This window comes from Zoogloea sp. JDB1, from assembly GCF_056724025.1.
In genome coordinates this window covers 1,207,501-1,233,176 of record NZ_CM161496.1, presented here as the reverse complement: position 1 = coordinate 1,233,176, position 25,676 = coordinate 1,207,501, and the positions used below count along the sequence as shown (strand labels likewise).

General features: G+C 67.2%; 23 protein-coding genes and 2 rRNA genes (1 of these 25 running past the window's edge). 16 read left to right on the top strand and 9 right to left on the bottom strand.

Annotated features, from left to right (window positions below; all coding sequences use genetic code 11):
• Positions 1 to 4 precede the first annotated feature (4 nt).
• Genes AC1PPK_RS05465 through aldA form a run of 3 tightly spaced genes read left to right on the top strand, consistent with a single transcriptional unit; the run spans position 5 to position 2,889 of the window.
• A complete protein-coding gene (locus tag AC1PPK_RS05465) occupies positions 5 to 892 on the top strand; it encodes a transporter (RefSeq protein ID WP_481116823.1) in 888 nt (295 codons plus the stop codon).
• Positions 893 to 923: 31 nt separating this feature from the next.
• Entirely contained in the window at positions 924 to 1,394 is a 471-nt protein-coding gene (locus AC1PPK_RS05460) for a DUF1097 domain-containing protein (protein ID WP_481116822.1), read from the top strand.
• Positions 1,395 to 1,452: 58 nt separating this feature from the next.
• Positions 1,453 to 2,889 (top strand): aldehyde dehydrogenase, encoded by a 1,437-nt coding sequence (gene aldA, locus AC1PPK_RS05455; protein WP_481116821.1) that lies wholly within the window; start codon positions 1,453 to 1,455, stop codon positions 2,887 to 2,889.
• A 153-nt stretch (positions 2,890 to 3,042) separates the two neighbouring features.
• Here aldA and AC1PPK_RS05450 read toward each other — a convergent pair whose 3' ends face one another.
• The 3 genes from AC1PPK_RS05450 to AC1PPK_RS05440 all read right to left on the bottom strand — a co-directional run bounded on the left by AC1PPK_RS05450 (position 3,043) and on the right by AC1PPK_RS05440 (position 5,684).
• Positions 3,043 to 3,300: a MoaD/ThiS family protein gene (locus AC1PPK_RS05450; protein ID WP_481116820.1), complete on the bottom strand. Its 258-nt coding sequence runs from the start codon at positions 3,298 to 3,300 to the stop codon at positions 3,043 to 3,045.
• Positions 3,297 to 4,475: a glycosyl hydrolase gene (locus AC1PPK_RS05445; RefSeq protein ID WP_481116819.1), complete on the bottom strand. Its 1,179-nt coding sequence runs from the start codon at positions 4,473 to 4,475 to the stop codon at positions 3,297 to 3,299. The genes AC1PPK_RS05450 and AC1PPK_RS05445 overlap by 4 nt, the downstream gene beginning before the upstream one ends.
• 174 nt (positions 4,476 to 4,649) lie before the next feature.
• Positions 4,650 to 5,684, bottom strand: a complete 1,035-nt coding sequence (locus AC1PPK_RS05440) for an adenosine deaminase (RefSeq protein WP_481116818.1) — start codon at positions 5,682 to 5,684, stop codon at positions 4,650 to 4,652.
• Positions 5,685 to 5,855: 171 nt separating this feature from the next.
• On the opposite strand from AC1PPK_RS05440, the gene AC1PPK_RS05435 reads away from it, so the two are divergent.
• Positions 5,856 to 6,470: a PEP-CTERM sorting domain-containing protein gene (locus AC1PPK_RS05435; protein ID WP_481116817.1), complete on the top strand. Its 615-nt coding sequence runs from the start codon at positions 5,856 to 5,858 to the stop codon at positions 6,468 to 6,470.
• Between the two features lie 60 nt (positions 6,471 to 6,530).
• On the opposite strand, the gene AC1PPK_RS05430 is transcribed toward AC1PPK_RS05435, so the two are convergent.
• A complete protein-coding gene (locus AC1PPK_RS05430; RefSeq protein ID WP_481116816.1) occupies positions 6,531 to 7,610 on the bottom strand; it encodes a BMP family ABC transporter substrate-binding protein in 1,080 nt (359 codons plus the stop codon).
• A 162-nt stretch (positions 7,611 to 7,772) separates the two neighbouring features.
• Here AC1PPK_RS05430 and AC1PPK_RS05425 point away from each other — a divergent pair, with 162 nt between their 5' ends.
• Complete coding sequence (locus AC1PPK_RS05425; RefSeq protein ID WP_481116815.1) at positions 7,773 to 8,261, top strand: nucleoside deaminase; 489 nt, start codon at positions 7,773 to 7,775, stop codon at positions 8,259 to 8,261.
• Between the two features lie 95 nt (positions 8,262 to 8,356).
• Here AC1PPK_RS05425 and ccoG read toward each other — a convergent pair whose 3' ends face one another.
• Positions 8,357 to 9,769, bottom strand: coding sequence for a cytochrome c oxidase accessory protein CcoG (gene ccoG / locus AC1PPK_RS05420; RefSeq protein WP_481116814.1), 1,413 nt, complete (start codon positions 9,767 to 9,769; stop codon positions 8,357 to 8,359).
• A gap of 115 nt (positions 9,770 to 9,884) precedes the next feature.
• Here ccoG and AC1PPK_RS05415 point away from each other — a divergent pair, with 115 nt between their 5' ends.
• Entirely contained in the window at positions 9,885 to 10,349 is a 465-nt protein-coding gene (locus AC1PPK_RS05415; protein WP_481116813.1) for an RrF2 family transcriptional regulator, read from the top strand.
• Positions 10,350 to 10,456: 107 nt separating this feature from the next.
• Positions 10,457 to 11,551 carry a methyl-accepting chemotaxis protein gene (locus tag AC1PPK_RS05410; RefSeq protein ID WP_481116812.1) on the top strand — a complete coding sequence of 365 codons (1,095 nt, stop codon included), beginning with the start codon at positions 10,457 to 10,459 and terminating at the stop codon, positions 11,549 to 11,551.
• 10 nt (positions 11,552 to 11,561) lie between these two features.
• On the opposite strand, the gene AC1PPK_RS05405 is transcribed toward AC1PPK_RS05410, so the two are convergent.
• Positions 11,562 to 11,738, bottom strand: coding sequence for a hypothetical protein (locus AC1PPK_RS05405; RefSeq protein ID WP_481116811.1), 177 nt, complete (start codon positions 11,736 to 11,738; stop codon positions 11,562 to 11,564).
• A complete protein-coding gene (locus tag AC1PPK_RS05400; RefSeq protein ID WP_481116810.1) occupies positions 11,735 to 11,905 on the bottom strand; it encodes a hypothetical protein in 171 nt (56 codons plus the stop codon). Before AC1PPK_RS05400 ends, AC1PPK_RS05405 begins: the two co-directional genes overlap by 4 nt.
• Before the next feature lie 178 nt (positions 11,906 to 12,083).
• On the opposite strand from AC1PPK_RS05400, the gene xdhA reads away from it, so the two are divergent.
• From xdhA to guaD, 9 genes are all read left to right on the top strand, one after another.
• The gene (xdhA, locus tag AC1PPK_RS05395; RefSeq protein WP_481116809.1) at positions 12,084 to 13,556 is read left to right on the top strand and encodes a xanthine dehydrogenase small subunit; all 1,473 of its coding nucleotides are present in this window, start codon (positions 12,084 to 12,086) and stop codon (positions 13,554 to 13,556) included.
• Positions 13,553 to 15,880 (top strand): xanthine dehydrogenase molybdopterin binding subunit, encoded by a 2,328-nt coding sequence (xdhB, locus tag AC1PPK_RS05390; protein WP_481116808.1) that lies wholly within the window; start codon positions 13,553 to 13,555, stop codon positions 15,878 to 15,880. Before xdhA ends, xdhB begins: the two co-directional genes overlap by 4 nt.
• Before the next feature lie 37 nt (positions 15,881 to 15,917).
• Positions 15,918 to 16,934 (top strand): xanthine dehydrogenase accessory protein XdhC, encoded by a 1,017-nt coding sequence (gene xdhC / locus AC1PPK_RS05385; protein ID WP_481116807.1) that lies wholly within the window; start codon positions 15,918 to 15,920, stop codon positions 16,932 to 16,934.
• Positions 16,931 to 18,499 (top strand): ABC transporter ATP-binding protein, encoded by a 1,569-nt coding sequence (locus tag AC1PPK_RS05380; protein WP_481116806.1) that lies wholly within the window; start codon positions 16,931 to 16,933, stop codon positions 18,497 to 18,499. Before xdhC ends, AC1PPK_RS05380 begins: the two co-directional genes overlap by 4 nt.
• Entirely contained in the window at positions 18,486 to 19,556 is a 1,071-nt protein-coding gene (locus AC1PPK_RS05375; protein ID WP_481116805.1) for an ABC transporter permease, read from the top strand. The genes AC1PPK_RS05380 and AC1PPK_RS05375 overlap by 14 nt, the downstream gene beginning before the upstream one ends.
• A 10-nt stretch (positions 19,557 to 19,566) precedes the next feature.
• Positions 19,567 to 20,487: an ABC transporter permease gene (locus tag AC1PPK_RS05370; RefSeq protein WP_481116804.1), complete on the top strand. Its 921-nt coding sequence runs from the start codon at positions 19,567 to 19,569 to the stop codon at positions 20,485 to 20,487.
• A 78-nt stretch (positions 20,488 to 20,565) separates the two neighbouring features.
• Positions 20,566 to 20,826, top strand: a complete 261-nt coding sequence (locus AC1PPK_RS05365; protein ID WP_481116803.1) for a hypothetical protein — start codon at positions 20,566 to 20,568, stop codon at positions 20,824 to 20,826.
• Between the two features lie 431 nt (positions 20,827 to 21,257).
• Positions 21,258 to 22,619: an 8-oxoguanine deaminase gene (locus AC1PPK_RS05360; protein ID WP_481116802.1), complete on the top strand. Its 1,362-nt coding sequence runs from the start codon at positions 21,258 to 21,260 to the stop codon at positions 22,617 to 22,619.
• The gene (gene guaD, locus AC1PPK_RS05355; RefSeq protein ID WP_481116801.1) at positions 22,616 to 23,959 is read left to right on the top strand and encodes a guanine deaminase; all 1,344 of its coding nucleotides are present in this window, start codon (positions 22,616 to 22,618) and stop codon (positions 23,957 to 23,959) included. Before AC1PPK_RS05360 ends, guaD begins: the two co-directional genes overlap by 4 nt.
• 189 nt (positions 23,960 to 24,148) lie before the next feature.
• Here guaD and rrf read toward each other — a convergent pair.
• Positions 24,149 to 24,261 (bottom strand): 5S ribosomal RNA (gene rrf / locus AC1PPK_RS05350).
• A gap of 116 nt (positions 24,262 to 24,377) precedes the next feature.
• Positions 24,378 to 25,676: ribosomal RNA gene (locus AC1PPK_RS05345) — 23S ribosomal RNA — on the bottom strand; it runs 1,584 nt beyond the window's last position.

Below are 25,676 nucleotides of genomic sequence, written 5' to 3'. Positions count from 1 at the left end.
ATTCATGCAGACCCTTCGCACCCGCTTCCGCCACCCGCAAGGCCACACCCGTCAGCTGCTGGCCGCCAGCGCGCTGGCCGGACTCGGCGCCGCCTGCGCCCCCGCCGCTTTCGCCCAGACCACCTTCGACGTCATCGGCCCCCACGAATACGAGCTGCCGGTGGACTTCAAGCCCTTCAACGTCTTCGTGCAGTACGGCTACGTGCAGAACAACAAGGACACCTTCAACGCCAACGGCGACAAGGTGAAGGGCGACGGCAGCCAGACCATCGTCGGAATGTCCAAGTACGTGCGCTTCTGGACGCCGGAAGGCAACCCGAAGATCGGCCTCGCCTACGAGGTCATCGTGCCGGAGATCGGTGTACGCAACCAGCACGCCGCCAATGCCGCCGACCGCCACATCAGCGGCATCGGCGATCCGCTGACCGGCTTCGCGGTGTGGATGAAGCCGAGCCCCGACTCCACCTTCGGCTTCCAGTCCTTCCTGCAAGTTCCGGTCGGCGACGACCGGGTCAGCGACACCAACTGGAAGAACCTGTCGAGCTTCCTGTGGGACGTGCGCCTCACCGACAAGCTGGGGTGGACCGCCGACGCCGGCATGGTCTTCCAGAGCGAGAAGAAGGACGGCAGCCGCCCCGGCAACACCTTCCACACCAACCACCGCCTCGGCTACCGCGTCACCGGCCTGCTCGAACCCTTCATCGCCCTCGACTACGAGAGCACCAGCAGCCGCAACAACCAGCCCAGCGCCCGCGTGCTGGACGGCGGCCTCGGCGTGATGTTCCACACCTTCGACAACCAGTCCATCAGCCTGCGCTACTCGTCCAGCATCGACGGCAAGAACCACGCCGCCAACAACAGCGTGAACATCAAGTACGCCTACGTGTGGTGATTTCCCCGAACTCGCGCCAAGGAGTGTTCCTATGAAGATCCTGCATGCCCTCGCCATCAGCATCGCCGTGCTCGTCGCCGCCTGGGTCTATCTCAGCGTCGGCAACCCGAACCTCGGCTTCAACCCGTGGATCGGCTTCGTCGCCTGGGCCGCCTTCTTCGCCGCCGGCGGCGGCGGTAGCGGGCTGACCAAAGCCCTCGGCGCCGGCCTGGCCGGCATCCTGCTCACCGCCGTGACCCTCGCCGGGGTGCAGGCGATGGGCGGCGGCCTCGGCCCCCTGATCGGGCTGATCGCCGTATTGGCCTTCGTGCTGGTGGCGATGGCCGACATCGGCGCCCTGTCCTACACGCCGGCGGCCTTCCTCGGCGCGGCGTCCTTCTTCGGCTCCGGCGGAAAGATCGACCTCAGCATCGCCCTCGTCGCCCTGACCTGGGTGGCCGGCCTCGCCTTCGGCTACGTGTCGGAGAGCGTCGGCAAGAAGATCGCCCGCCCCGCCGCCTGAGACCTCCGCCCTCCACACACACCCCAACCCCAACCGACACACCTCAAGGAGACCTACCGTGACGACCCTCTACGAGAACTACATCGACGGCCGCTTCGTGCCCGCCGACGCCGCCACCGCCATCGACGTGCATAACCCCGCCACCCACACCCTGCTGGCGCGCATCCCCACCGCCAGCAGCGACGAGGTGAATGCCGCGGTGGACGCCGCCCGCCGCGCCCAGCCGGGCTGGGAGCGCCTGCCGGCGATCCAGCGCGCCGCCCACCTGAAGGCCATCGCCGCCAAGGTGCGGCAGAACAAGGAGCGCCTCGCCGAGATCATCACCCGCGAGCAGGGCAAGGTCCTCGGCCTGGCCCGCGTCGAGGTGGATTTCACCGCCGACTACATGGACTACATGGCCGAGTGGGCGCGCCGCATCGAAGGCGAGATCCTGCAGAGCGACCGGCCGGGCGAGACGATCTTCGTGCATCGCAAGCCGATCGGCGTGACCGTCGGCATCCTGCCGTGGAACTTCCCGTTCTTCCTGATCGCCCGCAAGATGGCGCCGGCCCTCGTCACCGGCAACACCATCGTCGTCAAGCCGAGCGAGGAGACGCCGATCAACGCCTTCGAGTTCGCCCGCCTGGTGGCCGAGGCCGGCCTGCCGGCGGGGGTCTTCAACCTGGTCGGCGGGCGTGGCGGCGACGTGGGCGCCAGCCTGTGCGCCCATCCGGACGTGGGCCTGATCAGCTTCACCGGCAGCGTGGCCACCGGCTCGACGATCATGCAGGCCGCCGGCCGCAACCTGACCCGCGTAAACCTGGAGCTGGGCGGTAAGGCGCCGGCCATCGTGCTGGCCAGCGCCGACCTGGACCTGGCTGCCAAGGCCGTGGTGGATTCCCGCGTGATCAACACCGGGCAGGTGTGCAACTGCGCCGAGCGGGTCTATGTGGAAAAGTCGGTGGCCGATGAATTCACCGCCAAGGTGCGCACGCTGATGGCCGCCACCCGCTACGGCGACCCGCTGGCCGAGCCGGATGTGCACATGGGCCCGCTGGTGAACCGGGTCGGCCTCGACAAGGTGGCGGCGATGGTGAACCGCGCCCGCGAAGAGGGCGCCGAGGTGATCCTCGGCGGCCGTGTGGCGGACCGCCCGACGGGCTTCCACTACGAGCCGACGGTGATCGCCGGCTGCAGCGCCGACATGGAGATCATGCGCAAGGAGATCTTCGGGCCGGTGCTGCCGATCCAGGCGGTGGACGGCCTCGACGAGGCCATCGCACTGGCCAACGATTCCGAGTACGGCCTGACCTCGTCGATCTTCACCAAGGATCTCAACGCGGCGATGCACGCCTGCCGCGAGCTGCGCTTCGGCGAGACCTATGTGAACCGGGAGCACTTTGAAGCCATGCAGGGCTTCCACGCCGGCCGCCGCAAGTCCGGCATCGGCGGTGCCGACGGCAAGCACGGCCTCTACGAGTACACCGAGACCCACGTGGTGTACATGCAGAACTGATCCCTCCGTTTTTTCCTCGTTGTTCTCCGCGTTGTTGTTACGGCGGCCGCCGACCCCCGGCCGTGCCGCCGGGACGGCGGGCGAATCCTCCCTCTCGCCCGTCGTCCCTCCTTTTTTGCGCCGCCTCAGTCGCCCTGCCTGAGTTGCCCGGCCTCAGCCGCCGCTGAGGGCCTGCACGATGACCAGCTCCTGTACACCGTCCAGCCGCCGGGCCAGATCGAAGACCTGCTCCCCATCGACGAAGAAGCGGATGTGCGGGCGGATGCGGCTCTGCTCGTCGATCATGCGGAAGCGGATGCCCGGATAGCTGCGGTCCAGTTCGGCCAGCACCGCCGCCAGCGTGTCCCCACCCGCCTCGGCGTAAGCCTGCTCGGTGTAGGAGCGCAGCGCGCTGGGGATCAGCACCTTCACGGCGCGCCCTCCACCCCCATGGCCACCTCAACTGCGTAGATCTCCGGCAGGTGCGCAGCGATGCGCGTCCATTGGCGGCCCTCGTCGCCGCTCATCCACAGCTCGCCGCTGGTGGTGCCGAAATACAGCCCGACCGGGTCGGCGCTGTCGGCGGTCATGGCCTGGCGCTTGACGGTCCACCACGCCTGCTCGGTCGGCAGGCCGGCGTCGAGGCGCTGCCAGCTGTCGCCGCCGTCGCGGGTGCCATACACCGCCGGCTTGCCGCCGGGGCTGGTGCGCGGCCACACGCTGGTGCCGTCCATCGGAAAGACCCACACCGCGTCCGCGTCGCGGGGATGGACGACCATCGGGAAGCCGATGTCGCCGACCTCCGCCGGCATCGCGCGGCCGATGCGCTGCCAGGTGTCGGACGGGCGGTCGAGGCGATAGATGCCGCAGTGGTTCTGCTGGTACAGCCGGTCCGGATTGGTCGGGCACAGGCGCACGCAGTGGGGATCGTGGAAGGTCGGGTCGCTGCCGTCGAAGCCTTCGACGACCTCGATGCCGCTGAGCAAGGGGGCGAAGCTGCGGCCGCCGTCCCCCGATTCATGCACGCCGCCGCCGGACATGGCGAAGTACAGATGCTCGGCGTCGCGCGGGTCGACGATGATGGAGTGCAGCTTGGGGCCGTCCGGCGTGCCGTCCTGCACGGTGCCCATCCACTTGCGGTACTGCGGGTCGTCGTTGATCGGCGAGAACGGCGCCCAGCTGACGCCGCCGTCCTCCGAGCGGAACAGGCCCTGCGGCGAGGTGCCGGCGTACCACACGCCGGGCTGCTCGGCATGGCCGGGGGTCAGCCAGAAAGTGTGGTCCACCGAACGCCCGGCCTGGCCATCGAGAGCCGGTGCAAAGGCCGGCGGCCGGGCGGCTTCCTGCCAGCTGCGCCCCAGGTCGGTGGAGCGGAATACCGTCGGGCCGAGGTGGCCGGTCTTGGCGGCCGCCAGCAGGGTGCGCCCATCGCGCGGGTCGAGCACCAGGTGGTTGATGATGTGGCCCAGGAAGTGGGGGCCATCCACCCGCCAGTGCTGGCGGGTCGCGTCGCCGTGGTACAGCCAGGCGCCCTTGCGCGTGGCCACCAGCAGCAAAACGGTGCCAGGGCCGCGCCGCGCGGCCCCCTTGTCGATCTCGCTTGCCATCGCTCGCTCCTCCAGAAGACCGCCGCTGGGGCAGGAGAGCGGCTGCGACACGCGTCCCCTGCGCGTGTCAGCGCCGCCGACGAACCCGTGGGTACGGGTGCCTGCTTTCGATCACGCCGTCGCCGTCGAGTTCGCGGCCCCCGCCAATGGAAATGGAGGCCTCACCAGGAACGCCTATCCGACCGGATGGCCGGCGTCGGCGAAGAAGGCGTCCAGCCGCGCGATCCAGCCGGCTTTTTCGGCGTCGCTGGCGAAACTCGCCTCGAAGCTGTTGCGCGCCAGCCGGTACCAGGTGTCGGCGTCGAAGTGGAAGGCTTCATGCACCGCACGGATGTTGGCGTTGAGATAGCCGCCGAAATAGGCCGGGTCGTCACTGTTGAGCATCACCTTGGCGCCGGCGGCAAGCAGGCGCGGCAGGCTGTGCTCACGCATGTCCTGGAAGACGCACAGGCGCGTGTTGGACAGCGGGCAGACGGTCAGCGGAATGCCATCCCTGACCAGGCGGTCCAGTACGGCGGGGTCGTCCACCGCCCGCACGCCGTGGTCGATGCGCCGGGCGCCGAGCAGGTCGAGGGCTTCGGTGATGTATTCCGGCGGGCCTTCCTCACCGGCGTGGGCGACCACCGGCTTGCCGAGTTCGCGGCAACGGGCGAACAGGCGCACGAACTTGGACGGCGGATGGCCGCGCTCGGACGAATCCAGCCCGAAGCCGTGGATGCGCGCCAGGTAAGGCTCAGCCTCGGCCAACGTGGCCAGGCATTCGTCCTCGCTGAGGTGGCGCAGGAAGCACAGGATCAGGCGGCCGGAGATCCTCCAGCGCCGTGCCCCTTCTGCCAGCCCGTCGTCGAGGCCATCGAGCACGGTGGCGAAGGGGATGCCGCGGGCGGTGTGGGTCTGCGGGTCGAAGAAGATCTCGGCGTGGATTACGCCATCCGCCGCCGCCCGCTCCAAGTAGGCCAGCATCAGGTCGCGGAAGTCCTCGCGGGTGCGCAGCACGTCGGCGCAGGCGTAGTACAGGTCGAGAAAGCTCTGCAGGCTGTCGAAGGCGTAGGCCGCCTTTAGTGCCGCCTCATCGGCGTAGGGCAGCGCGACACTATTGCGGCGGGCCAGCGCGAAGGCCAGTTCGGGTTCGAGGGTGCCCTCGATGTGGACGTGCAGCTCGGCCTTGGGCATGCCAAGGGCCAGGGAGAGGGCGTCGCTGGCAGTCATGATCATTTCTCCACAACAGGAACGGTTCAATCGAGATGCGGCGGCCGAGTGACCGGGACGGGTAATCGGAAACGCCCCGGTCAATTCATAAGGCATACACTGCACAACCCCAATTGCATAGACAAATCGTGCACGCGGGACTGCAATTACCTAACCATTCGGGGAATCACCATGCATAGATTCACGCTTCGCCGTGCCATCGCAGGCCTCGGTCTGCTGGTTCTCGCCACGTTCAGCCATGCCGCCACCTACAACTTCCATCAGGCAGGTTACTCCAGCGGGGGCGAAGTGAGTGGCTACTTCAACGGAACGGATTTGAACGGCGACGGCTATATCAATGGCGCCAACGGGGAAATCGACGACTTTCAGCTGTCCTTCTCCGGCAATGCCGCGGTCAGTGCCTTCAACATCGATTACAACGATTTCCTGCAGACCCTGGCCATCGGCTGGGGGCTGGTCTACCGGCTCGGCTCGACGACGATCGGCACCGAGCTGAATGGCTTCGCCGACGGCATGCTGCTGGTGTTCAACTTCGACAGCTTCGGCAATCCGCTGGATTCGATCTCGGCGGTGCCCATCTCGAACGGCTTGTCCGCTCCAGCGACACCGGGCATGTTCGGCATCGCTGCGGTGGACATCTTCGGCACCGCCTCCGATAGCAACGGCAATCTGGACATGGCCTTCGCGCCGATGACCCTGTCGTCGCTGAACGTGCCGGAGCCCGGCAGCCTGGCCCTGGTCGCATTGGGCGGCGCCGGCCTGCTGGCCCGGCGGCGGCGGAACTGAACGATACGGCGTGCGGCAAGGGGCTCCGCCGGCCTCTTGCCGCACGCCGACGCGAAGGCCTTACTTCGGTATCGAGCCTTCCACGCCTTCCACGTAGAAATTCATCTTGCGCAGGTCCGGGTCGCCCATGGTCTTGGCGGCAGCCAGGATTTCCTTGCCATCCTGCCCCTTCAACGGGCCGGTGAAGGGATGCAGCTTGCCGGCCTTGATCGCGTCGCGGCGCTCCTCGGCGAGCTTCTTCACGTCGGCCGGCACGGCCGGGCCGAAGGACTCGATGTTCACCGCCCCCTCCTTCACGCCCCACCAGATATCGCCGGACTTCCAGGTGCCGTCGAGCACGTCACCGACGGCCTTGGTGTAGATCACGTCCCAGTGCAGCACCGAGGCGGCCAGGTGGGCTTTGCCGCCGAACTTGGTCATGTCGGAATCCCAGCCGAAGGCCAGCACGCCCTTCTCCTGGGCCGCCTGCACGACGGCCGGCGAGTCGGTGTTCTGCATCAGCACATCGGAGCCCTGGGCGATCAGGGTCAGCGCGGCCTCGCGTTCCTTGCCCGGGTCGAACCAGCTGTTCACCCAGATCGCGCGGGTGGTGGCCTTCGGATTGACGCTGCGGGCGCCGAGGGTGAAGGCGTTGATGTTGCGGATCACCTCGGGGATGGGGATCGACGCCACCACGCCGAGCTTGCCGGTCTTGCTCATCTTGCCGGCGACCACGCCGAGCATGTAGGCACCTTCGTAGGTGCGCACGTCGTAGACGCCCAGGTTGGGGGCCGTCTTGTAGCCGGTGGCGTGCATGAATTTGGTGTTCGGGAAGGCCTTGGCGACCTTGACCTCCTGGTTCATGTAGCCGAAGGAGGTACCGAAGATGATCTTGTAGCCCTGCTGGGCCAGGTCGCGGAAGACCCGCTCGGCGTCGGCGGTCTCCGGTACGTTCTCGACAAAGGTGGTCTTCACCTTGTCGCCGAACTTGGCGTCCACGGCCTTGCGGCCCTGGTCGTGGGAAAAGGTCCAGCCGTGGTCACCGGTCGGGCCGATGTACACGAAACCGATTTTGGCGGGGTCGGCGGCGAAGGCCTGGCTGGCCAGCCCCAGTGTCACGAAGACACAGGTGGCGGCGGTCTTGAAGCGGGACAGGGACATGGGGGCAATCTCCGTGAGCAGGGTTGTGCGTCGTGGGAGCCACTGTAACAACCGGACCACCGCGAACCCATCCCGGTTCCGTTATGACCGGTATATGGTTCGGCGCAGAAAGCGGACCGCTGCGGCGGCCATAATCCGGCCACCTTCAAGCGGAGCACGAGCATGTCCTTTCCCACGTCCCAGGACGAACATTTCCTGCGTTACGCCATCGAGCTGTCCCGCCGGGTGCGCGACAGCGGCAAGCACCCCTTCGCCGCATTGGTCGTCGATGCCGCCGGAAATATCGTCGCCGAGGCCGGCAACGATTCCCTGCCCCCCGACGGCGATCCGACCCGCCACGCCGAGCTGGTCGCCGCGGCGCAGGCGGCACGCCGCCTGCCGCCGGAAGAGCTGGCCAGGGCCACGCTGTATTCCAGCGCCGAACCCTGCGCGATGTGCGCCGGCGCGATCTACTGGTGCGGTATCGGCCGCGTGGTGTATGCGCTGTCGGAGCACGCGCTGCTCGGTCTCACCGGCGACCACCCGGAGAACCCGACCTTCTCGCTGCCGTGCCGCGAGGTGTTCGCCCGCGGCCAGCGCCGCATCGAGGTGCACGGGCCGTGGCTGGAAGCCGAGGCAGCCGCCCCCCACGCCGGCTTCTGGAAACGCTGAAGCCGGCCGCGGGGAATTTCAAGGAAACATCGGGCCACCCCGGGTTCCGTTCCCCTGCGGGGACAGACTGGGCACAGCCCTGACCCAGGAAGCGCTCAGGGCAGCCAGAACTTGGCCGGCTCGTCGATGCGCACGTCAGGCGCCGCGTTGTCGGTGAGAACGAAGTGCATGGGCTTCGAGCCGTGCTGGTTCTCCACCGCTTCTGGCGCGACCCGCACCGTGACCGTCACCGCCGTGCTGGCAGCGCCGGGCACAGTCACCTGCACCGGCGCCGCCAGGCGGATGCCGTCGATACCGGCCACGCCGACGGTGTAGCTGCGCGCGGTCTCGCTGGTGCTGATCAGCTGCAACTGGAAGACGTTCTCGATGCTGCCGTCGTCGGCCTCCCGGGCCATCACGCCGCGGTCGCGCACCACGTCCACCTTCAGCGGCGGACGGGTCAGCAGCGACCAGCCGGTGGCCACCGTCAGGGTCAGGAACACCGCCGAGTAGATCAGCGTGCGCGGCCGGAAGGCGCGCTTCACGATGTCCTTGCGCACCAGACCTTCCTTCAGTGCGTTCTCCGTCGAGTAACGGATCAGGCCGCGCGGATAGTTCATCTTGTCCATCACCTGGTCGCAGGCGTCGATGCACGCCGCGCAGCCGATGCATTCCACCTGCAGGCCGTTGCGGATGTCGATGCCGGTCGGACAGACCTGGACGCAGATGCCGCAATCGACGCAGTCGCCGAGGCCCTGCTTGCGCGGATCGGCCTTCTTCGAGCGGCTGCCGCGCGGGTCGCCGCGCTGCTCGTCGTAGGTGATGATCAGCGTGTCGGAGTCGAACATCACGAACTGGAAGCGGGCGTAGGGGCAGATGTACTTGCACATCTGCTCGCGCAGGAAGCCCGCGTTGCCGTAGGTGGCAGCGCCGTAGAACAGCACCCAGAAGATCTCCGCGACGGTCATCGACGCAGTGAGCGCCTCGTGGCCGAGGTCCTGGATGGGCGTGAAGTAGCCGACGAAGGTGAAGCCGGTCCAAAGGGACAGCGCCAGCCAGATCGCGTGCTTGGCCGTCTTGCGGCCGAACTTGACGGCGCTCATCGGCGCCGCGTCGAGCTTCATGCGCTGCTGGCGGTCACCCTCGATCTGCTTCTCGATCCACAGGAAGATCTCCGTATAGACCGTCTGCGGGCAGGTATAGCCGCACCACAATCGCCCCGCCACCGCGGTGAACAGGAACAGGGCCAGCGCCGACAGCACCAGCAGCAGCGCCAGATAGATGGTGTCCTGCGGCCACAGGACCAGGTCGAACAAATAGAAACGGCGCGCCTCCAGGTCGAACAGTACCGCCTGCCGGCCATGCCACGGCAGCCAGCACAAGCCGTAGAAGATCAACTGGGTCAGGGCCACGAAGCCCCAGCGCCAGCGCTGGAAGAAACCCTGGATGGAACGGGGATAGACCTTCGGTTCCGCCTTGAACAGCGGCTGGATCGGGATGACGCGTTGGGGTTGGGGCTGATCGGACATGAATATAACCGGCGCCTTATAAAGATGTATGTTTTGTACAGCTTTATGCTAACAATCGGCTGGGTGATAATCAACATTCTGCGTACATCTTTTGAACTACCCAACGGAAGCGCCGATGCGACTGAGCACCTTTACCGACTACTGCCTGCGCACGCTGATGTACGTGGGCGCGGAACGCGAGCGCCTGGTGACCATCGGGGAGATCGCGCAGGCCCATGGCATCTCCGAGAACCACCTGATGAAGGTGGCCCACCATCTGTCGCGCGGCGGCTTCATCGACACCCAGCGCGGCAAGGGCGGCGGCATGCGGCTGGCCCGCGATCCGGGCAAGATCGTCCTCGGCGACGTGATCCGCCAGACCGAGACTGACTTCGCGCTGGTCGAGTGCATGGGCGACGCGTCTTCCTGCCGCCTCGGCGGGGACTGCGAACTGCAGGGCATTCTGCAGGAAGCCCTCACAGCGCTACTCAAGGTGATGGATGGCTACACGCTGGCCGACCTCATCAAACGCGGGCCGCGCGGCGAATGGCAGACGATCCGCCTGTTTCCGCCCGCAACCCCCGCCACCGGCGACGCCTGAGGCCAAGCGCAGCATCCGCAATCTCCGCACTACCTTGATGCGGATCAAGGCCTGCGACGCAATACCCGATCAAATTACTCAACATTACCCCTCAGGAAGCACACCCCATGCTCGGTTCGAAAACCCGGCGCGAACTGGCCATCGCCCTCGCCGATAACGCCGCCCTCAAGGCCCAGAACCAAGCCTTGCGCGACGAACTGGCCGACCTGCAACGACACCTGGCCCGTGCCGAAGCAGACGGACAGCACCTCGCCGCACGCCAGACCCTGCTCGACGGCGTGGTCGGGAACATCCCGCGTTTCGGCGAGTCCCTGGCTGGCATCCGCCAGTCCTTCGCCGGCCTGTCGGAGCAGCTCGGCGAAGACCGGGCTTCGGCACAGACCGCCGCCCGCGAGTCCGACGCCAACCGGACTGCCTTCGAGAAGATCACCGGCAACCTGCGCACGATGTTCGAACGCATCCAGGCCGCCGGCCACAGCGTCGAGGGCTTATCCCAGCGGGCCACGGAAATCGGCGGCATCGTCCGGTTGATCCGCGAGATCGCCGAGCAAACCAATCTGCTGGCCCTCAACGCGGCCATCGAGGCGGCGCGGGCCGGTGAAGCCGGGCGCGGCTTCGCGGTAGTCGCCGACGAAGTGCGCAAACTCGCCGAACGAACCGCCAAGGCCACCACCGAGATCGGCGGCCTGGTCACCGGCATCCAAGCCGAAACCGGTGAAGCCCGCAAGATCATGGAGATCGGCGCCGGCGACGCGGCCAGCCACGGCGCAGACAGCGAGGCGGCGATGCACAGCATGCAACGCCTGTTCGGCCTGTCCCGCCACATGCAGGACAGCATCGCCACCTCGTCGCAGCTGGCCAACGCCGAGCTGGCCAACATCGAGGAGCTGACCCTCAAGCTGGAGGTGTACAAGGTGCTGCTGGGCCTCTCCGACCTGCAGCCGCGCGACCTGCCCGACGAGACCCAGTGCCGCCTCGGCCGCTGGTACTACGAAGGCGAAGGCCGCACCGAGTTCTCGCGCCTGCCCGGTTACCGGGACATGGAAGCGCCACACAAGGCCGTGCACGACTACGCCCGTCGTGCGGTGGAACGCTATCGCAGCGGTGACTTCAGCGGCGCCCTCGACGCCCTCGGCCGCATGGAAGAAGCCAACCTGACCGTGATGGCCGGCATGGAGCGCATCCTACGCGGGCGCGGCTGAACCCCGCCGATCAGTGCTCGACGGTCACCACGTGCGCCTGGATCTTGCCTTCCAGCGGCCCTGCTCCAAAACGGGACTGCAAGGCCTCGGCGCTGACCCGTATGGCGACCTCCAGTTTGGCGGGATCGCGCGCGTCAATCTCGTTGCGTAGCGGCGTGCCCTGGCAGAAGGCCAGCGCCCGGGTCACCACACCCCTGTTCCCGCCGCCACTTCCAGCACCCGGCCCAGGCCGCGCCCGCGCAGACGGCCGGCCAGGTCCTCCACGTAAGGGGCAAAGATGGTCGGCACCATGTAGGTCTGGTACAGGTGCGGAATCGAACCGGCAAACTGCTTGTCCAACGCTGGATTGAGCATGATCCACTCTCCAGCCAAACAACAGCTTTTGACTGGCCGGGGCCCCCAGGGGTTCGGAGCACCTGCGCGCTCATTCAGCTTTGCCCATATTCCTTATACGCCGGCACCGGCAGCAGGGCAGCGCGCCATGTGTTAACTTGAAATCATCCCGGCACGCCGGCATGCATGAGTCAGCACCATGAGCGAACGTCCCATCCAGTTCTACTTCCGCGGCGAGATCCGGCAGATCGCCGATGCTCCACCGACGCGCACGGTACTGCAGTTCCTGCGCGAGGACGCACACGCCACCGGCACCAAGGAAGGCTGCGCGGAAGGGGACTGCGGAGCGTGCACGGTGGTGCTCGGCGAGAACATCGGCGGCGAGCTGCAGCTGCGCGCGGTGAATGCCTGTATCCAGTTCCTGCCAACCCTCGACGGCAAAGCCTTGTTCACCATCGAGGACCTGGCCGGCATCAACGGCCTCGGCATTACCGGCCTGCTGCATCCGGTCCAACAGGCACTGGTGGATACCCACGCGTCCCAGTGCGGCTTCTGCACGCCGGGCTTCGCCATGTCCTTGTTCGCCCTTTACGAGAACAACCCGGAATGCCCGGACAGGGCCGCCGTCTGCGACGCACTGTCCGGCAACCTGTGTCGCTGTACTGGCTACCGGCCCATCGTTGACGCCGTACCGGCCGCCTACGAGCAGCCCCGCGTCGGCCTCGACCGGCCGGCGATTCTCGCCGCACTGGCGCCCTTGGCCGCGTTGCCGCCCCTCGATTACCGCGCCGCCGGCCAGCGTTTCCTCGCCCCGCGCAGCTTGCCCGAGCTGGCCGAAGCCCGTCTCGCCGCACCCGACGCACGCCTGCTGGCCGGCGGTACCGACGTCGGCCTGTGGGTCACCAAGCAGCTGCGCGAGCTCGGCGACCTCATCTACGCGGGTGCTGTGCCCGAGCTGAAGGCGATCCGCACCGACGCTGACGGCCTCTTTATTGGCGCCGGTGCCAGCCTCACCGACGCCTTCGACGCCCTCAGCGCCTTCGAACCGGCGTGGACCGAGCTGGCCCGCCGCTTTGCCTCCACTCCGGTACGCAACGCCGGCACCCTGGGCGGCAACGTGGCCAACGGATCGCCGATCGGCGACTCGATGCCCGGCCTCATTGCAATGAACGCTCAGATCCTGCTGCGCAAGGGCGAACGGGTGCGCCAACTGCCCCTCGAGGACTTCTACCTGGCCTACCAGAAGACCGCCCTGGAAGCCGGCGAATTCGTGCTGGCGCTGCACGTTCCGCCCCAGCCGGCGGAGCGCCGCTTCCGCACCTGGAAGATCTCCAAGCGCGTCGACCAGGACATCTCTGCGGTGTGCGGCGCCTTTGCGCTGAGCGTCGTAGATGGCGTCGTCACCGAAGCCCGCATCGCCTTCGGTGGCGTGGCCGCCACCCCACAGCGGGCCCGCACCACCGAGAAGTTCCTGACCGGCAAGCTGTGGGGCCAGACCACCGTGGACACCGCCGCCGACGTGCTCGCCAACGAATACACCCCCCTCGACGACATGCGCGCCTCGGCCACCTACCGCCGCCAGGTGGCCGGCGGCCTGCTGCACCGCTTTTGGCTGGAAGGCACCGCGGGCACGGCACCGACATGCCTGGCCGAACTTGAGGTGCTGCCATGAACGCCCCCAACCACAACCCGCCCCCCGCCGTCGGTGCTGGCCTGCCCCACGAGAGCGCCCATCTGCACGTCAGCGGCCGCGCCACCTATGTGGACGACATCCCGGTGCCAGCCGGCACGCTGCATGCCGCACTGGGTCTGTCGGACATCGCCCACGGCCGCATCAAGACCCTCGACCTGTCCGCCGTGCGCGCCGCCCCCGGCGTACGGGCGGTCATCACCGCCGACGACATTCCCGGCATCAACGACTGCGGCCCGGTCAAGCACGACGATCCGATTCTGTGCGACGGCGAGATCCTCTTCCACGGCCAGCCGCTGTTCGCCGTCGCCGCCGACAGCCACGAACTGGCCCGCAAGGCGGCCCGCCTGGCGCGCGTCGAGGTGACGCCTCTGCCAGCCCTGCTGAGCGCCGAAGCCGCCGCCGAGGCCGAATCCTGGGTACTACCGCCAGTCGAGGTGAGCCGTGGCGACGCGGTCGCCGCCCTTGAAACCGCGCCCCACCGCCTGCGTGGCGAAGTCCAGCTCGGCGGACAGGAACACTTCTACCTGGAAGGCCAGATCGCCTGCGCGATCCCGCTGGAGGACGACACGATGCGCGTCCTCACCTCCACCCAGCACCCCACCGAGATGCAGCACATGGTCGCCCACGCGCTCGGCTGGCGGGTGCACCAGGTCACCGCCGAATGCCGGCGCATGGGCGGCGGCTTCGGCGGTAAGGAAAGCCAGTCGGCCCAGATCGCCTGCATCGCCGCTGTGCTGTCCCGCCTCAGCGGGCGTGCCGTCAAGCTGCGCCTCGACCGGGACGACGATATGCGCATCACCGGCAAGCGCCACGACTTCCACATCGAGTACGACGTGGGCTTCGACGCCGCCGGCCGCATCGCCGGGCTCAAGCTGCTGCTGGCCTCCCGCTGCGGCTTCTCGGCGGACCTGTCGGGCCCGGTGAACGACCGCGCGATCTTCCACGCCGACAACGCCTACTACCTGGACGCGGTGTCCATCCTGAGCCTGCGCGGGCGCACCCACACCGTCTCCAACACCGCCTTCCGCGGCTTCGGCGGGCCGCAGGGCATGTTTGCCATCGAATCGGTGATCGACGACATCGCCCGCCACCTCGGCCGCGACCCACTGACGGTACGCCAGGCCAACTTCTACGGCGACAGCGCCGGCAGCGAGCGCAACGTCACCCACTACGGCATGAAGGTGGAAGACAACATCCTCCACCCGCTGGTCGCCCAGCTGGCCGCCGACGCCCGCTACGCCGAGCGCCGCGCCGCCATCGACGCCTTCAACGCCGCCAGCCCGCTGCTCAAGAAAGGCCTGGCGCTGACGCCGGTGAAGTTCGGCATCTCCTTCACCGCCACCTTCTACAACCAGGCCGGCGCGCTAGTGCATGTGTATAACGACGGCACCGTGCTGGTCAGCCACGGCGGCACCGAGATGGGCCAGGGCTTGTACACCAAGGTCCGCCAGATCGTCGCCCAGGAATTCGGCCTGCCGATCGACGACGTGCGCCTGTCCTCCACCGACACCAGCAGGGTGCCCAACACCTCGGCCACCGCCGCGTCCTCCGGCACCGACCTCAACGGCAAGGCCGCCCAGGCCGCCTGCCAGGCGATCCGCCGGCGCATCGCCGGCTTCGTCGCCGAGCGGCTGGGGGTCAGCGACGACGCAGTGGTCTTCGCCGCCGGCCTGGTCAGCGCGCCGGGCTTCGACGCGCCCTTCGCCAAGGTCGTCGCCGACGCCTACCGGGCCCGCGTGCAGCTGTGGGACGCCGGCTTCTACAAGACCCCCAAGATCCATTACGACCCGGTCACCATGCAGGGCCGGCCGTTCTACTACTTCTCCTACGGCGCCGCGCTGGCCGAGGTGGCCATCGACACCCTCACCGGCGAGAACCGTGTGCTGCGCGTGGACATCCTTCACGACGTCGGCCGCTCGATCAACCCGGCCATCGACATCGGCCAGATCGAGGGCGGCTTCATTCAGGGCATGGGCTGGCTGACCACCGAGGAGCTCGTCTATCAGCCCGACGGCCCCCAGGCTGGCCGCCTCGCCACCCACGCCCCATCCACCTACAAGATTCCGGCGGTATCCGACCTGCCGCCGGTCTTCAACGTGCGCCTGTTCGACAACGCCAACGTGGAGGACAGCATCCACCGCTCCAAGGCGGTCGGCGAGCCACCGCTGATGCTGGCTTTCTCGGTGTTCTTCGCGCTGCGCGACGCGGTGGCAGCGGCCCTTGGCCCCGGCGCCCGCCCGCAACTGGACGCGCCGGCCACGCCGGAGGCAATCCTGCGCGCGCTGCACGGAGGTCGCCTGTGATGCACTCCTTCCCCGCTACGCTTCCGGAGGTGTCCCCATGAACGACTGGCTCCCCACCCTTGCCGACTGGCTGGCGGCAGGCCAGCCGGCAGTCCTCGTCACCGTGGTGCGGGCCGACGGCTCGACGCCGCGGGAAGCCGGCGCCACCATGCTGGTCGGGCGCAATGCCACCGCCGACACCATCGGCGGCGGCCACCTGGAATGGCTGGCCACCGCCGCCGCCCGCGATCTGTTGAGCAAGGGCGGCCACCCACACGTGATGCGCTGCGCCCTCGGCGCCTCCCTCGGCCAGTGCTGCGGCGGCGTGGTGTGGCTGGCGCTGGAACGCATAGAAGCCCGCGAGGCCGCCAGCTGGCAGGCCCGCGCCAAAGCGGTTGTGGCCGGCCAGAGCCTGCAGCGCCGCCTGCTGTCCGGCGACGAAGGCTCCCTGTGGTCCCTGAGCACCGACGAACATGGCAAGCGCGACCCGGCCCACTTCTGGTCCGACGGCGGCCACTGGCAGTTCGAACAACAGATCCGTGCGATCCACTTCCCGGTCGTACTGTTCGGCGCCGGTCACGTCGGCGAGGCCATCGCCCGCGCGCTGGCACCACTGGGCGCCCAGATCAACTGGGTGGACAACCGGGACTCCATCTTCCCCGCCGAGCTGCCGGCCGGCACCGAAGCCATCGGCACCGACACGCCCACCGCCGAGGTCCGTGCCGCGCCACCGGGCGCCTACTTCCTGGTGCTGACCCACGACCACGGCCTCGACTTCGAGCTGTGCGAAGCGATCCTGGCCCGCCACGACTTCGCCTTTTTCGGCCTGATCGGCTCGGCCTCCAAGCGCGCCCGCTTCGAGCACCGCCTGATCGCCCGCGGCATCGACCCGGCCCGGCTGCTCGACATGAGCTGCCCGATCGGCGTGCCAGGCATCCGCGGCAAGGAGCCGGCAGTCATCGCCGCCTCGGTGGCAGCCCAGCTGCTGCAGGTCCGCGAGGCACGCCAGGCCGTCGCCGAAGCATCCCGTCCGCTACGCATCACGCCCTTCCTGCTGTCAGGAGCCCGCCTGTGAGCACACCCCCTCCCCCCTTCAGCGGCCCGCCGGCCGGCACCCCACGCCTGGAACTCTCAGGCATCACCAAGCGCTACCCGAGTGTGGTCGCCAACGACGGCATCAACCTCAAGGTCGGCCCCGGCGAGATCCATGCGGTGCTCGGCGAGAACGGCGCCGGCAAGAGCACCCTGATGAAGATCATCTACGGCGCGGTGCAGGCCGACGCCGGCCAGATCCAGTGGAACGGCCGCGAGGTGGTCGTCACCAATCCCGCCGAGGCGCGCCGGCTAGGCATCGGCATGGTGTTCCAGCACTTCTCCCTGTTCGAGACGCTGAGCGTCGTCGAGAACATCGCGCTGGCCCTCGACGAGCCCTTCGACCTCAAGGCCCTGGCGGTCCGCGTGAAGGAAGTGTCCACCCGCTACGGCCTGCCGCTGGACCCGGACCGGCTGGTGCATAGCCTGTCGGTCGGCGAACGCCAGCGCGTCGAGATCGTGCGCTGCCTGCTGCAGCAACCCCAGCTGCTGATCCTCGACGAACCGACCTCGGTGCTCACCCCGCAGGCCGTGCAGAAGCTCTTCGAGACCCTGCGCCGGCTGGCCGCCGAGGGCGTCAGCATCCTCTACATCAGCCACAAGCTGCACGAGATCCAGAGCCTGTGCCTCAGCGCCACGGTCATGCGTGGCGGCAAGGTCACCGGCACCGCCACCCCGTCGCGGGAAACCCCGGCCAGCCTGGCGCGCATGATGATCGGCCGCGAGCTGCCGGTCTGCGAAGTGCCCGCCTATACCGGCATCGCCACCCCGGCGCTGACGGTGCACAAGCTGTCCTTGGTGCCCGACGATCCCTTCGGCACCCGCCTGCAGGACATCGAGCTGGAAGTGCACCGCGGCGAGATCCTCGGCATCGCCGGCATTTCCGGCAACGGCCAGGCCGAGCTGCTGGCCGCCCTGTCCGGCGAGACCACCAGCACGCCGGAAGCCGTCAAGCTGGTCGGCCTGCCAGTCGGCCACCTGGACGCCGGCCGCCGCCGCAAGCACGGGCTGGCCTTCGTGCCGGAAGAACGCCTCGGCCGCGGCGCAGTACCGTCCATGTCACTGGCCGACAACGCGACCCTCACCGCCCAGCGCCAGGGCCTGGTCAAGAAAGGCTTCCTGCGCCCGCAGGCCGCCTGGGACTTCGCCAAGCGCTGCATCGAACGCTTCGACGTGCGCTGCGGCGGCCCCGGCGCGGCGGCGCGCAGCCTGTCCGGCGGCAACCTGCAGAAGTTCATCGTCGGCCGCGAGATCATGCAGCAGCCCATCGCGATGGTCGTCGCCCAGCCCACCTGGGGCGTGGACGTCGGCGCCGCCGCCTTCCTGCGCCAGACCCTGATCGACCTGTCCCGCCAGGGTGTGGCGATCCTGGTGATATCGGAGGAGCTGGAAGAGCTGTTCGAGATCTGCGACCGCATCGCCGTGCTGGCCGAAGGCCGCCTCGGCCCCGCCGTGCCGAAGGCCGAAACCAACGCCGAGAAGATCGGCATGCAGATGTCCGGCCTGTTCGCCCCCGCCGACAAGGAACCCGCCCATGCCACTGCTTGAACCCCGCCCCACGCCATCGGCGCGGATGCGCCTGCTGTCGCCGCTGATCGCCATCGGCCTGACCCTGGCGGTCGGCTCCCTGCTGTTCCTGGCCCTCGGCAAGAATCCCGTCGAAGCCTTCACGGTGTTCTTCGTCCAGCCCCTGTCGTCGGGCAACGGCTGGAGCGAGCTGATGGTCAAGGCCGGCCCGCTGATCCTCATCGCCCAAGGCCTGGCGATCGGCTTCCGGGCACGCATCTACAACATCGGCGCAGAAGGCCAGTTGATCGTCGGCGCACTGGCCGGTGGCGGCGTGGCAATCGCCCTCGACGGCGTGGATGCCTGGTGGGTGCTGCCACTGATGGTGGTCGCCGGTGCCATCGGCGGCGCGCTGTGGGGCGCCGTCCCTGCATTGTTGAAGACCCGCTTCAATGCGGAGGAGACCCTCACCACGCTGATGCTCACCTACATCGCCAGCTTCACGCTGTCGTACATGGTGAACGGCCCCTGGCGCGACCCGGAGGGGATGAACTTCCCGCAGTCCATCATGTTCGGCGACCCGGCCCTGTTCAGCCCGTGGTTCGAGGGCATGCGCGTCAATGCGTCGATCCTCATCGCTGCCGTCGCCTCGGTGGCCTTCTGGATCTTCACGTCGCGCAGCTTCCTGGCCTACCAGCTCACCGTCGGCGGCCTCGCCCCGGCGGCGGCCCGCTACGCCGGCTTCTCGGCCCAGCGCACGGTGTGGGTCAGCCTGGTGCTGTCCGGCCTCACCGCCGGCATCGCCGGGGTTGGCGAAGTGGCCGGGCCGGTCGGCCAGCTCAACCTCAACATCTCGCCGGGCTACGGCTTCGCCGCCATTATCGTGGCCTACCTGGGGCGCCTCAACGCGGTGGGCATCGTGCTGGCCGGCCTGCTGATGGCCCTGCTCTACCTGGGCGGCGAGGCGGCCCAGGTGGCGCTGCAACTGCCGGCGGCGATCACCGGCCTGTTCCAGGGCATGTTGCTGTTCTTCCTGCTCGGCGCCGACGTGTTCGTCGATTACCGCCTCAAGCCCCGCCCCAAGCCCGCCTACGCGTAAGGACCCCGCGATGCTCGAACACCTGATCCCCGTCCTCGCCGGCACCCTCGGCGCCGCCACGCCGCTGATCTTCGCCGGCCTCGGCGAACTGGTAGCGGAGCGCACCGGCGTCATCAACCTGGGCGTCGAAGGCATGATGCTGATCGGTGCCATCGCCGGCTTCGCCGCTGCGGCGGATTCCGGCGGCGGCGCGCTGGCCGGGCTGCCCGCCGGTGCCGTCGCCGGCATGCTGGCAGCGCTGGTGTTCGCCGTGCTGTCCCTGTCGATGGCCGCCAACCAGGCCGCCTGCGGCCTCGCGCTGACCATCTTCGGGGTGGGCCTGTCGGCCTTCATCGGCCAGCACTACGTGAGCTTCAGCCTGCCCGGCCTGCAGCCCCTGGACATCCCCGGCCTGGTGGACATCCCGGTGATCGGCCGCATCCTGTTCCACCAGGACCCGGTCACCTACCTGGGCCTGATCACCTTCGCGATCGTCTGGTGGGTGCTCCGGAAGACCCGCCTCGGCCTCGTGCTGAAGGCCGTCGGCGAGGCCCCCGACGCCGCCCACGCGATCGGCTACCCGGTCATTGCCATCCGATACGGTGCCACGCTGTTCGGCGGCGCGATGGCCGGCGTCGCAGGCGCCTACCTGTCCACGGTCTACACCCCGCTGTGGGTGCAGAACATGGTCGCCGGCCGGGGCTGGATCGCCATCGCGCTGGTGGTCTTCGCGACCTGGAACCCGACCCGCCTGCTCCTCGGTGCCTGGCTGTTCGGCGGCGTGACGATTCTCCAGTTCCACGCCCAGGGCCTCGGCATCGCGCTGCCGGTCCAGCTCCTCGCCGCGCTGCCCTACCTGGCGACAGTGGTGGTGCTGGTGCTGATCTCGCGGGACAAGCGACTGCTGCAGTTGAATTTGCCGGCTTCGTTGGGGAAGCCGTGGATGCCGTAGTCGTTGGGTGGGGCTTTGGTGGGCACCGAGCGTTTGCTGGGGCTTGGGGTGGGTAGTGGAGCGTGTTGGAGAACTCTGTTGGCTTTGAGGGAAACCAGTTACCCCCCGAAAGACAACTTGTTCGGGTTCGAGCTGAACAGGTTCACCCTGGCAGTGAAATCACTGAGCTGGGCGCTGAAAAAGTTCAGGTGGGAGCAGAACCGGTTCACATCCAAAGAGAACTCGCTCACCTTTGCACTGAACGGGTTGCCGTCCGAGATTAAGCAGTTCAGCGTGGAGATGAACTGCTTCACCCTAGCGGTGAAATCGCTGAGCCCTACGCCGGGAAAGTTCAAGTGAGACCTGGACCTCTTCAAAGCTCGCCTGAACTCACTCCTTCGGTAGCTGGACAGAAGGCGTCCGGCCCGAGGACAGTTCACCGCACCGTTCCAGAAACTCAGGGCCAGCCTGCGATAGCCCCGCTTTCAGTAGCACCGGCCGCCGAGCGGCCGCCTTTCCTTTCCCCCTCTGACGCGCCGAGCGGAGGGTGGGGCGGGCGGAAAAGGGCTGCGCATGTTTGAGCCCGCAGGGCGAGTTTGCGCAGACCCCGCCCGGCACGCCCGGAGCTCGGGGACCCCCGCAGGGGGCGCGGCAGCGGGGCACGTTTCTTTGCCTTCTTTCTTGTCGTGCGACAAGAAAGAAGGTCGCCCGCCGGGGCGAGTCCCGGCCAACGTAAAGCAAAAAAATGGAAAGCTGTTGATCAAGAAACCCCGACGGGGCAACAAAAAACGATGAGCAAAACCCTCCTCCTCCACCACGCCGACATCCTCGTCACCATGGACGCCACCCGCCGCGAGATCCCCGACGGCGCGGTGTTCATCCGCGACGGCGTCATCGAAGCCGTTGGCCCGAGCGCGGAACTGCCTGCCCACGCCGACGAAGTGCGCGACCTGTCCGGCCGCATCGTGCTGCCCGGCCTGGTGAACACTCACCACCACATGTACCAGAGCCTCACCCGCGCGGTACCCGGTGCGCAGGACGCGGAGTTGTTCGGCTGGCTGCAGACGCTCTATCCCATGTGGGCGGGGCTGACGCCGGAGATGATCCGGGTGTCCACCCTCACCGCGATGTCCGAGCTGATCCTGTCCGGCTGTACCACCTCGTCGGACCACCTCTACCTCTACCCCAACGGCAGCCGGCTGGACGACAGCATCGAGGCGGCGACGCTGATCGGCATGCGCTTCCACGCCTGCCGCGGCAGCATGAGCGTCGGCCGCTCGAAGGGCGGGCTGCCGCCAGACACGCTGGTGGAGGACGAGGCGGCGATCCTCGCCGACAGCCGCCGCCTGATCGAGACCTGGCACGACCCGGCCCGCCACGCGATGTTGCGGATCGCCGTGGCGCCGTGCTCGCCGTTCTCGGTCAGCACCGACCTGATGCGCGAATCCGCGCTGCTGGCGCGCAGCTACGGGGTGTCGATGCACACCCACCTGGCCGAGAACGACAACGACGTGGCCTACAGCCGCGAGCGCTTCGGCATGACGCCGGCCGAATACGCCGAGAACCTCGGCTGGGTCGGCCACGACGTTTGGCACGCCCACTGCGTGAAACTCGACGAAGCCGGCATCGCGCTGTTCGCCCGCACCGGCACCGGCGTGGCCCACTGCCCGTGCTCCAACATGCGCCTGGCCTCGGGCATCGCGCCGATTCCGGCGATGCGGGAGGCCGGCGTGGCGGTGGGGCTGGGGGTGGACGGCTCGGCCTCCAACGACGGCGCCGATATGCTCGGCGAGGCCCGCCAGGCCATGCTGCTGGCGCGGGTCGGCCACGGCCCGGCGGCGATGAACGCCCGCCAGGCGCTCGAACTGGCCACCCTCGGCGGCGCCAAGGTGCTCGGCCGCGACGACATCGGCGCGCTGGCGCCAGGCATGAGCGCGGACCTGATAGCCTTCCGCAGCGACACCCTGCGACTGGCCGGCGGCGCAGTGCACGACCCGGTGGCGGCGCTGGTGTTCTGCGCACCGGACGCAGTGGACCTGAGCCTCATCAACGGCGAATGGGTCGTCGAGGACGGCGCGCTGAAGACGGTAGACCTGCCCGGCGTACTCGCCCACCATAATCGCCTAGCCCGACAACTCGCGGAGGCCCTGTGACCCAGCACCAGCCCACCCCCGCCCAGGCGCACATCCTCGTGCGCGGCCAGATCCTGCACTACCTGAGCGACCCCGGCCCCGGCGACGACCCGAGCGCCTGGGAGTTCTTCGACGACGGCGCCCTGTGGATCGTGGACGGTCGCATCCATGCCGCCGGGCCATGGTCGGCGATCAATGCCAACATGCCGCCCGAAGTTCGGCGATCAGCGGTCTTCCACGACCACCGCGACCGCCTGGTACTGCCGGGCCTGGTGGACACCCACATCCACTACCCGCAGGCCGGGGTGATCGGCTCCTTCGGCCGCCAGCTGCTGGACTGGCTCAATGACTACACCTTCCCTGCCGAGGCGCGCTTCGCCGACTACGGCGTAGCCGAGCGCACGGCGGAATTCGTCGTGCAGCGCCTGCTCGCCCACGGCACCACTACCGCATCGGTGTTCGCCACCGTGCATGCCCATTCGGTGGATGCCTTCTTCGAGGCCTCAGCAGCGCGCAAGCTCCGCATGCTGTGCGGCAAGGTGCTGATGGACCGCAACTGCCCGGACGATCTACGCGACGACGCGGTCTCCGGCCGCGCCGACAGCCAGGCCCTGATCGAACGCTGGCATGGCCGGGGGCGTCTGCGCTACACCCTCACGCCGCGCTTCGCGCCGACCTCTACGCCGGAACAGCTGCAGGCCGTCGGCGAGCTGTTCGCATCCCGCCCCGACCTGCACCTGCAGACCCACCTGGCCGAGAACCCGGCCGAGATCGCCTGGGTGCGCGAACTCTTTCCCGAGCGCAGCAGTTACCTGGACGTCTACGCCCACTATGGCCTGCTCGGCCCGCGCAGCATCTACGGCCACTGCATCCACCTGTCGCCGGCCGAGCGTCGGGAGATGGCCACCACCGGCGCCGCCGCAGCCTTCTGCCCGACCTCTAACTTCTTCCTCGGCAGCGGCGCCTTCGACTACGCCGCCAGCACCGCAGCGGGGATGCGCGTCGGCCTCGCCAGTGATGTGGGCGGCGGCACCAGCTTCAGCCTGATCCGCACCCTCGGCCAGGCCTACGAGGCCAGCCAGATCCACGCCGCGCCGCTGTCCGGCATGCGCGGCTGGTATCTCGCCACCCTCGGCGGCGCCCGCGCCCTCTACCTGGACGAGCACATCGGCAGCTTCCAGCCCGGCCACGAGGCGGATTTCGTGGTCCTCGACTGGGCCGCCACGCCGGAACTCGCCTGGCGCATGGACAACACCCGCACGCTGGCCGAACGCCTGTTTGCGCTGATGATCCTCGGCGATGAACACTGCGTGGTGGCCACTCATGTGCTTGGGGCTAAAGTCACCACCACGACGGTCTGAAACGCCGTTGAGTCGCGTCTTCCAAGCGTAGTGGGCACCATATTTAGCGAGCTACGGGTCTGGCGGAAGATGGGATGGCCGGGGGCTTACGCTTACGGAGGAGATGTTTTTTCTTTGAGGGTGCTTTGTTTCGGAGCTTTAAAAACATAAAGCCCCCGCGCAGTAGTGCGCGGGGGCTTTGATGGGTAAGTCTGACGATGACCTACTTTCACGCACGGTTGTGCACTATCATCGGCGCGGTCTTGTTTCACGGTCCTGTTCGGGATGGGAAGGGGTGGTTCCAAGACGCTATGGTCGTCAGACTATAACTTGTACCGCTTGCCGCGTTTTCGCGGTCGAAGCGTCAAAGGGAAGAAGTGTTCTTTGGGGTATGTGACTGCGCTTTGCGCGGTGTTCGCCTTGCATTTTGCAAGGTTATAGGATCAAGCCTCACGGGCAATTAGTACTGGTTAGCTTAACGCATTACTGCGCTTCCACACCCAGCCTATCAACGTCGTGGTCTTCAACGACCCTTCAGGGGAATCGAGTTCCCAGGGATATCTCATCTTGAGGCGAGTTTCCCGCTTAGATGCTTTCAGCGGTTATCTCTTCCGGATTTAGCTACCCGGCGATGCGACTGGCGTCACAACCGGTACACCAGAGATCCGTCCACTCCGGTCCTCTCGTACTAGGAGCAGGCCCCCTCAAATATCCAGCGCCCACGGCAGATAGGGACCAAACTGTCTCACGACGTTTTAAACCCAGCTCACGTACCACTTTAAATGGCGAACAGCCATACCCTTGGGACCGGCTACAGCCCCAGGATGTGATGAGCCGACATCGAGGTGCCAAACTCCGCCGTCGATGTGAACTCTTGGGCGGAATCAGCCTGTTATCCCCAGAGTACCTTTTATCCGTTGAGCGATGGCCCTTCCATACAGAACCACCGGATCACTATGACCTGCTTTCGCACCTGCTCGACTTGTCGGTCTCGCAGTCAAGCCACCTTTTGCCATTGCACTATCAGTACGATGTCCGACCGTACCTAGGTGACCTTCGTACTCCTCCGTTACCTTTTGGGAGGAGACCGCCCCAGTCAAACTGCCTACCATGCACGGTCCCCGATCTGGATTCACAGACCTAGGTTAGAACCTCAACGACACCAGGGTGGTATTTCAAGGACGGCTCCTCTGGAACTAGCGTCCCAGTCTCATCGCCTCCCACCTATCCTACACAAGTCCCGTCAAAGTCCAATGCAAAGCTACAGTAAAGGTTCATGGGGTCTTTCCGTCTAGCCGCGGGGAGATTGCATCTTCACAAACACTTCAACTTCGCTGAGTCTCAGGAGGAGACAGTGTGGCCATCGTTACGCCATTCGTGCAGGTCGGAACTTACCCGACAAGGAATTTCGCTACCTTAGGACCGTTATAGTTACGGCCGCCGTTTACCGGGGCTTCGATCAAGAGCTTGCACCCCATCACTTAACCTTCCGGCACCGGGCAGGCGTCACACCCTATACGTCCACTTTCGTGTTTGCAGAGTGCTGTGTTTTTAATAAACAGTCGCAGCCACCGATTCTCTGCGGCCTCTTCGCCCTTCGGATGTACTCCTACAAGCTACCGAGGCATACCTTCTCCCGAAGTTACGGTATCAATTTGCCGAGTTCCTTCTCCTGAGTTCTCTCAAGCGCCTTAGTATCTTCTACCTGCCCACCTGTGTCGGTTTGCGGTACGGTCAC

Excerpts from the sequence above, each read along its gene's own strand:
- AC1PPK_RS05465 (WP_481116823.1), top strand. The coding sequence starts at position 5 with ATGCAGACCCTTCGCACCCGCTTCCGCCACCCGCAAGGCCACACCCGT.
- AC1PPK_RS05460 (WP_481116822.1), top strand. The coding sequence starts at position 924 with ATGAAGATCCTGCATGCCCTCGCCATCAGCATCGCCGTGCTCGTCGCC.
- AC1PPK_RS05445 (WP_481116819.1), bottom strand. The coding sequence starts at position 4,475 with ATGGCAAGCGAGATCGACAAGGGGGCCGCGCGGCGCGGCCCTGGCACC.
- AC1PPK_RS05440 (WP_481116818.1), bottom strand. The coding sequence starts at position 5,684 with ATGACTGCCAGCGACGCCCTCTCCCTGGCCCTTGGCATGCCCAAGGCC.
- AC1PPK_RS05435 (WP_481116817.1), top strand. The coding sequence starts at position 5,856 with ATGCATAGATTCACGCTTCGCCGTGCCATCGCAGGCCTCGGTCTGCTG.
- AC1PPK_RS05430 (WP_481116816.1), bottom strand. The coding sequence starts at position 7,610 with ATGTCCCTGTCCCGCTTCAAGACCGCCGCCACCTGTGTCTTCGTGACA.
- AC1PPK_RS05425 (WP_481116815.1), top strand. The coding sequence starts at position 7,773 with ATGTCCTTTCCCACGTCCCAGGACGAACATTTCCTGCGTTACGCCATC.
- ccoG (WP_481116814.1), bottom strand. The coding sequence starts at position 9,769 with ATGTCCGATCAGCCCCAACCCCAACGCGTCATCCCGATCCAGCCGCTG.
- AC1PPK_RS05415 (WP_481116813.1), top strand. The coding sequence starts at position 9,885 with ATGCGACTGAGCACCTTTACCGACTACTGCCTGCGCACGCTGATGTAC.
- AC1PPK_RS05410 (WP_481116812.1), top strand. The coding sequence starts at position 10,457 with ATGCTCGGTTCGAAAACCCGGCGCGAACTGGCCATCGCCCTCGCCGAT.
- AC1PPK_RS05400 (WP_481116810.1), bottom strand. The coding sequence starts at position 11,905 with ATGCTCAATCCAGCGTTGGACAAGCAGTTTGCCGGTTCGATTCCGCAC.
- xdhA (WP_481116809.1), top strand. The coding sequence starts at position 12,084 with ATGAGCGAACGTCCCATCCAGTTCTACTTCCGCGGCGAGATCCGGCAG.
- xdhB (WP_481116808.1), top strand. The coding sequence starts at position 13,553 with ATGAACGCCCCCAACCACAACCCGCCCCCCGCCGTCGGTGCTGGCCTG.
- xdhC (WP_481116807.1), top strand. The coding sequence starts at position 15,918 with ATGAACGACTGGCTCCCCACCCTTGCCGACTGGCTGGCGGCAGGCCAG.
- AC1PPK_RS05375 (WP_481116805.1), top strand. The coding sequence starts at position 18,486 with ATGCCACTGCTTGAACCCCGCCCCACGCCATCGGCGCGGATGCGCCTG.
- AC1PPK_RS05370 (WP_481116804.1), top strand. The coding sequence starts at position 19,567 with ATGCTCGAACACCTGATCCCCGTCCTCGCCGGCACCCTCGGCGCCGCC.
- AC1PPK_RS05360 (WP_481116802.1), top strand. The coding sequence starts at position 21,258 with ATGAGCAAAACCCTCCTCCTCCACCACGCCGACATCCTCGTCACCATG.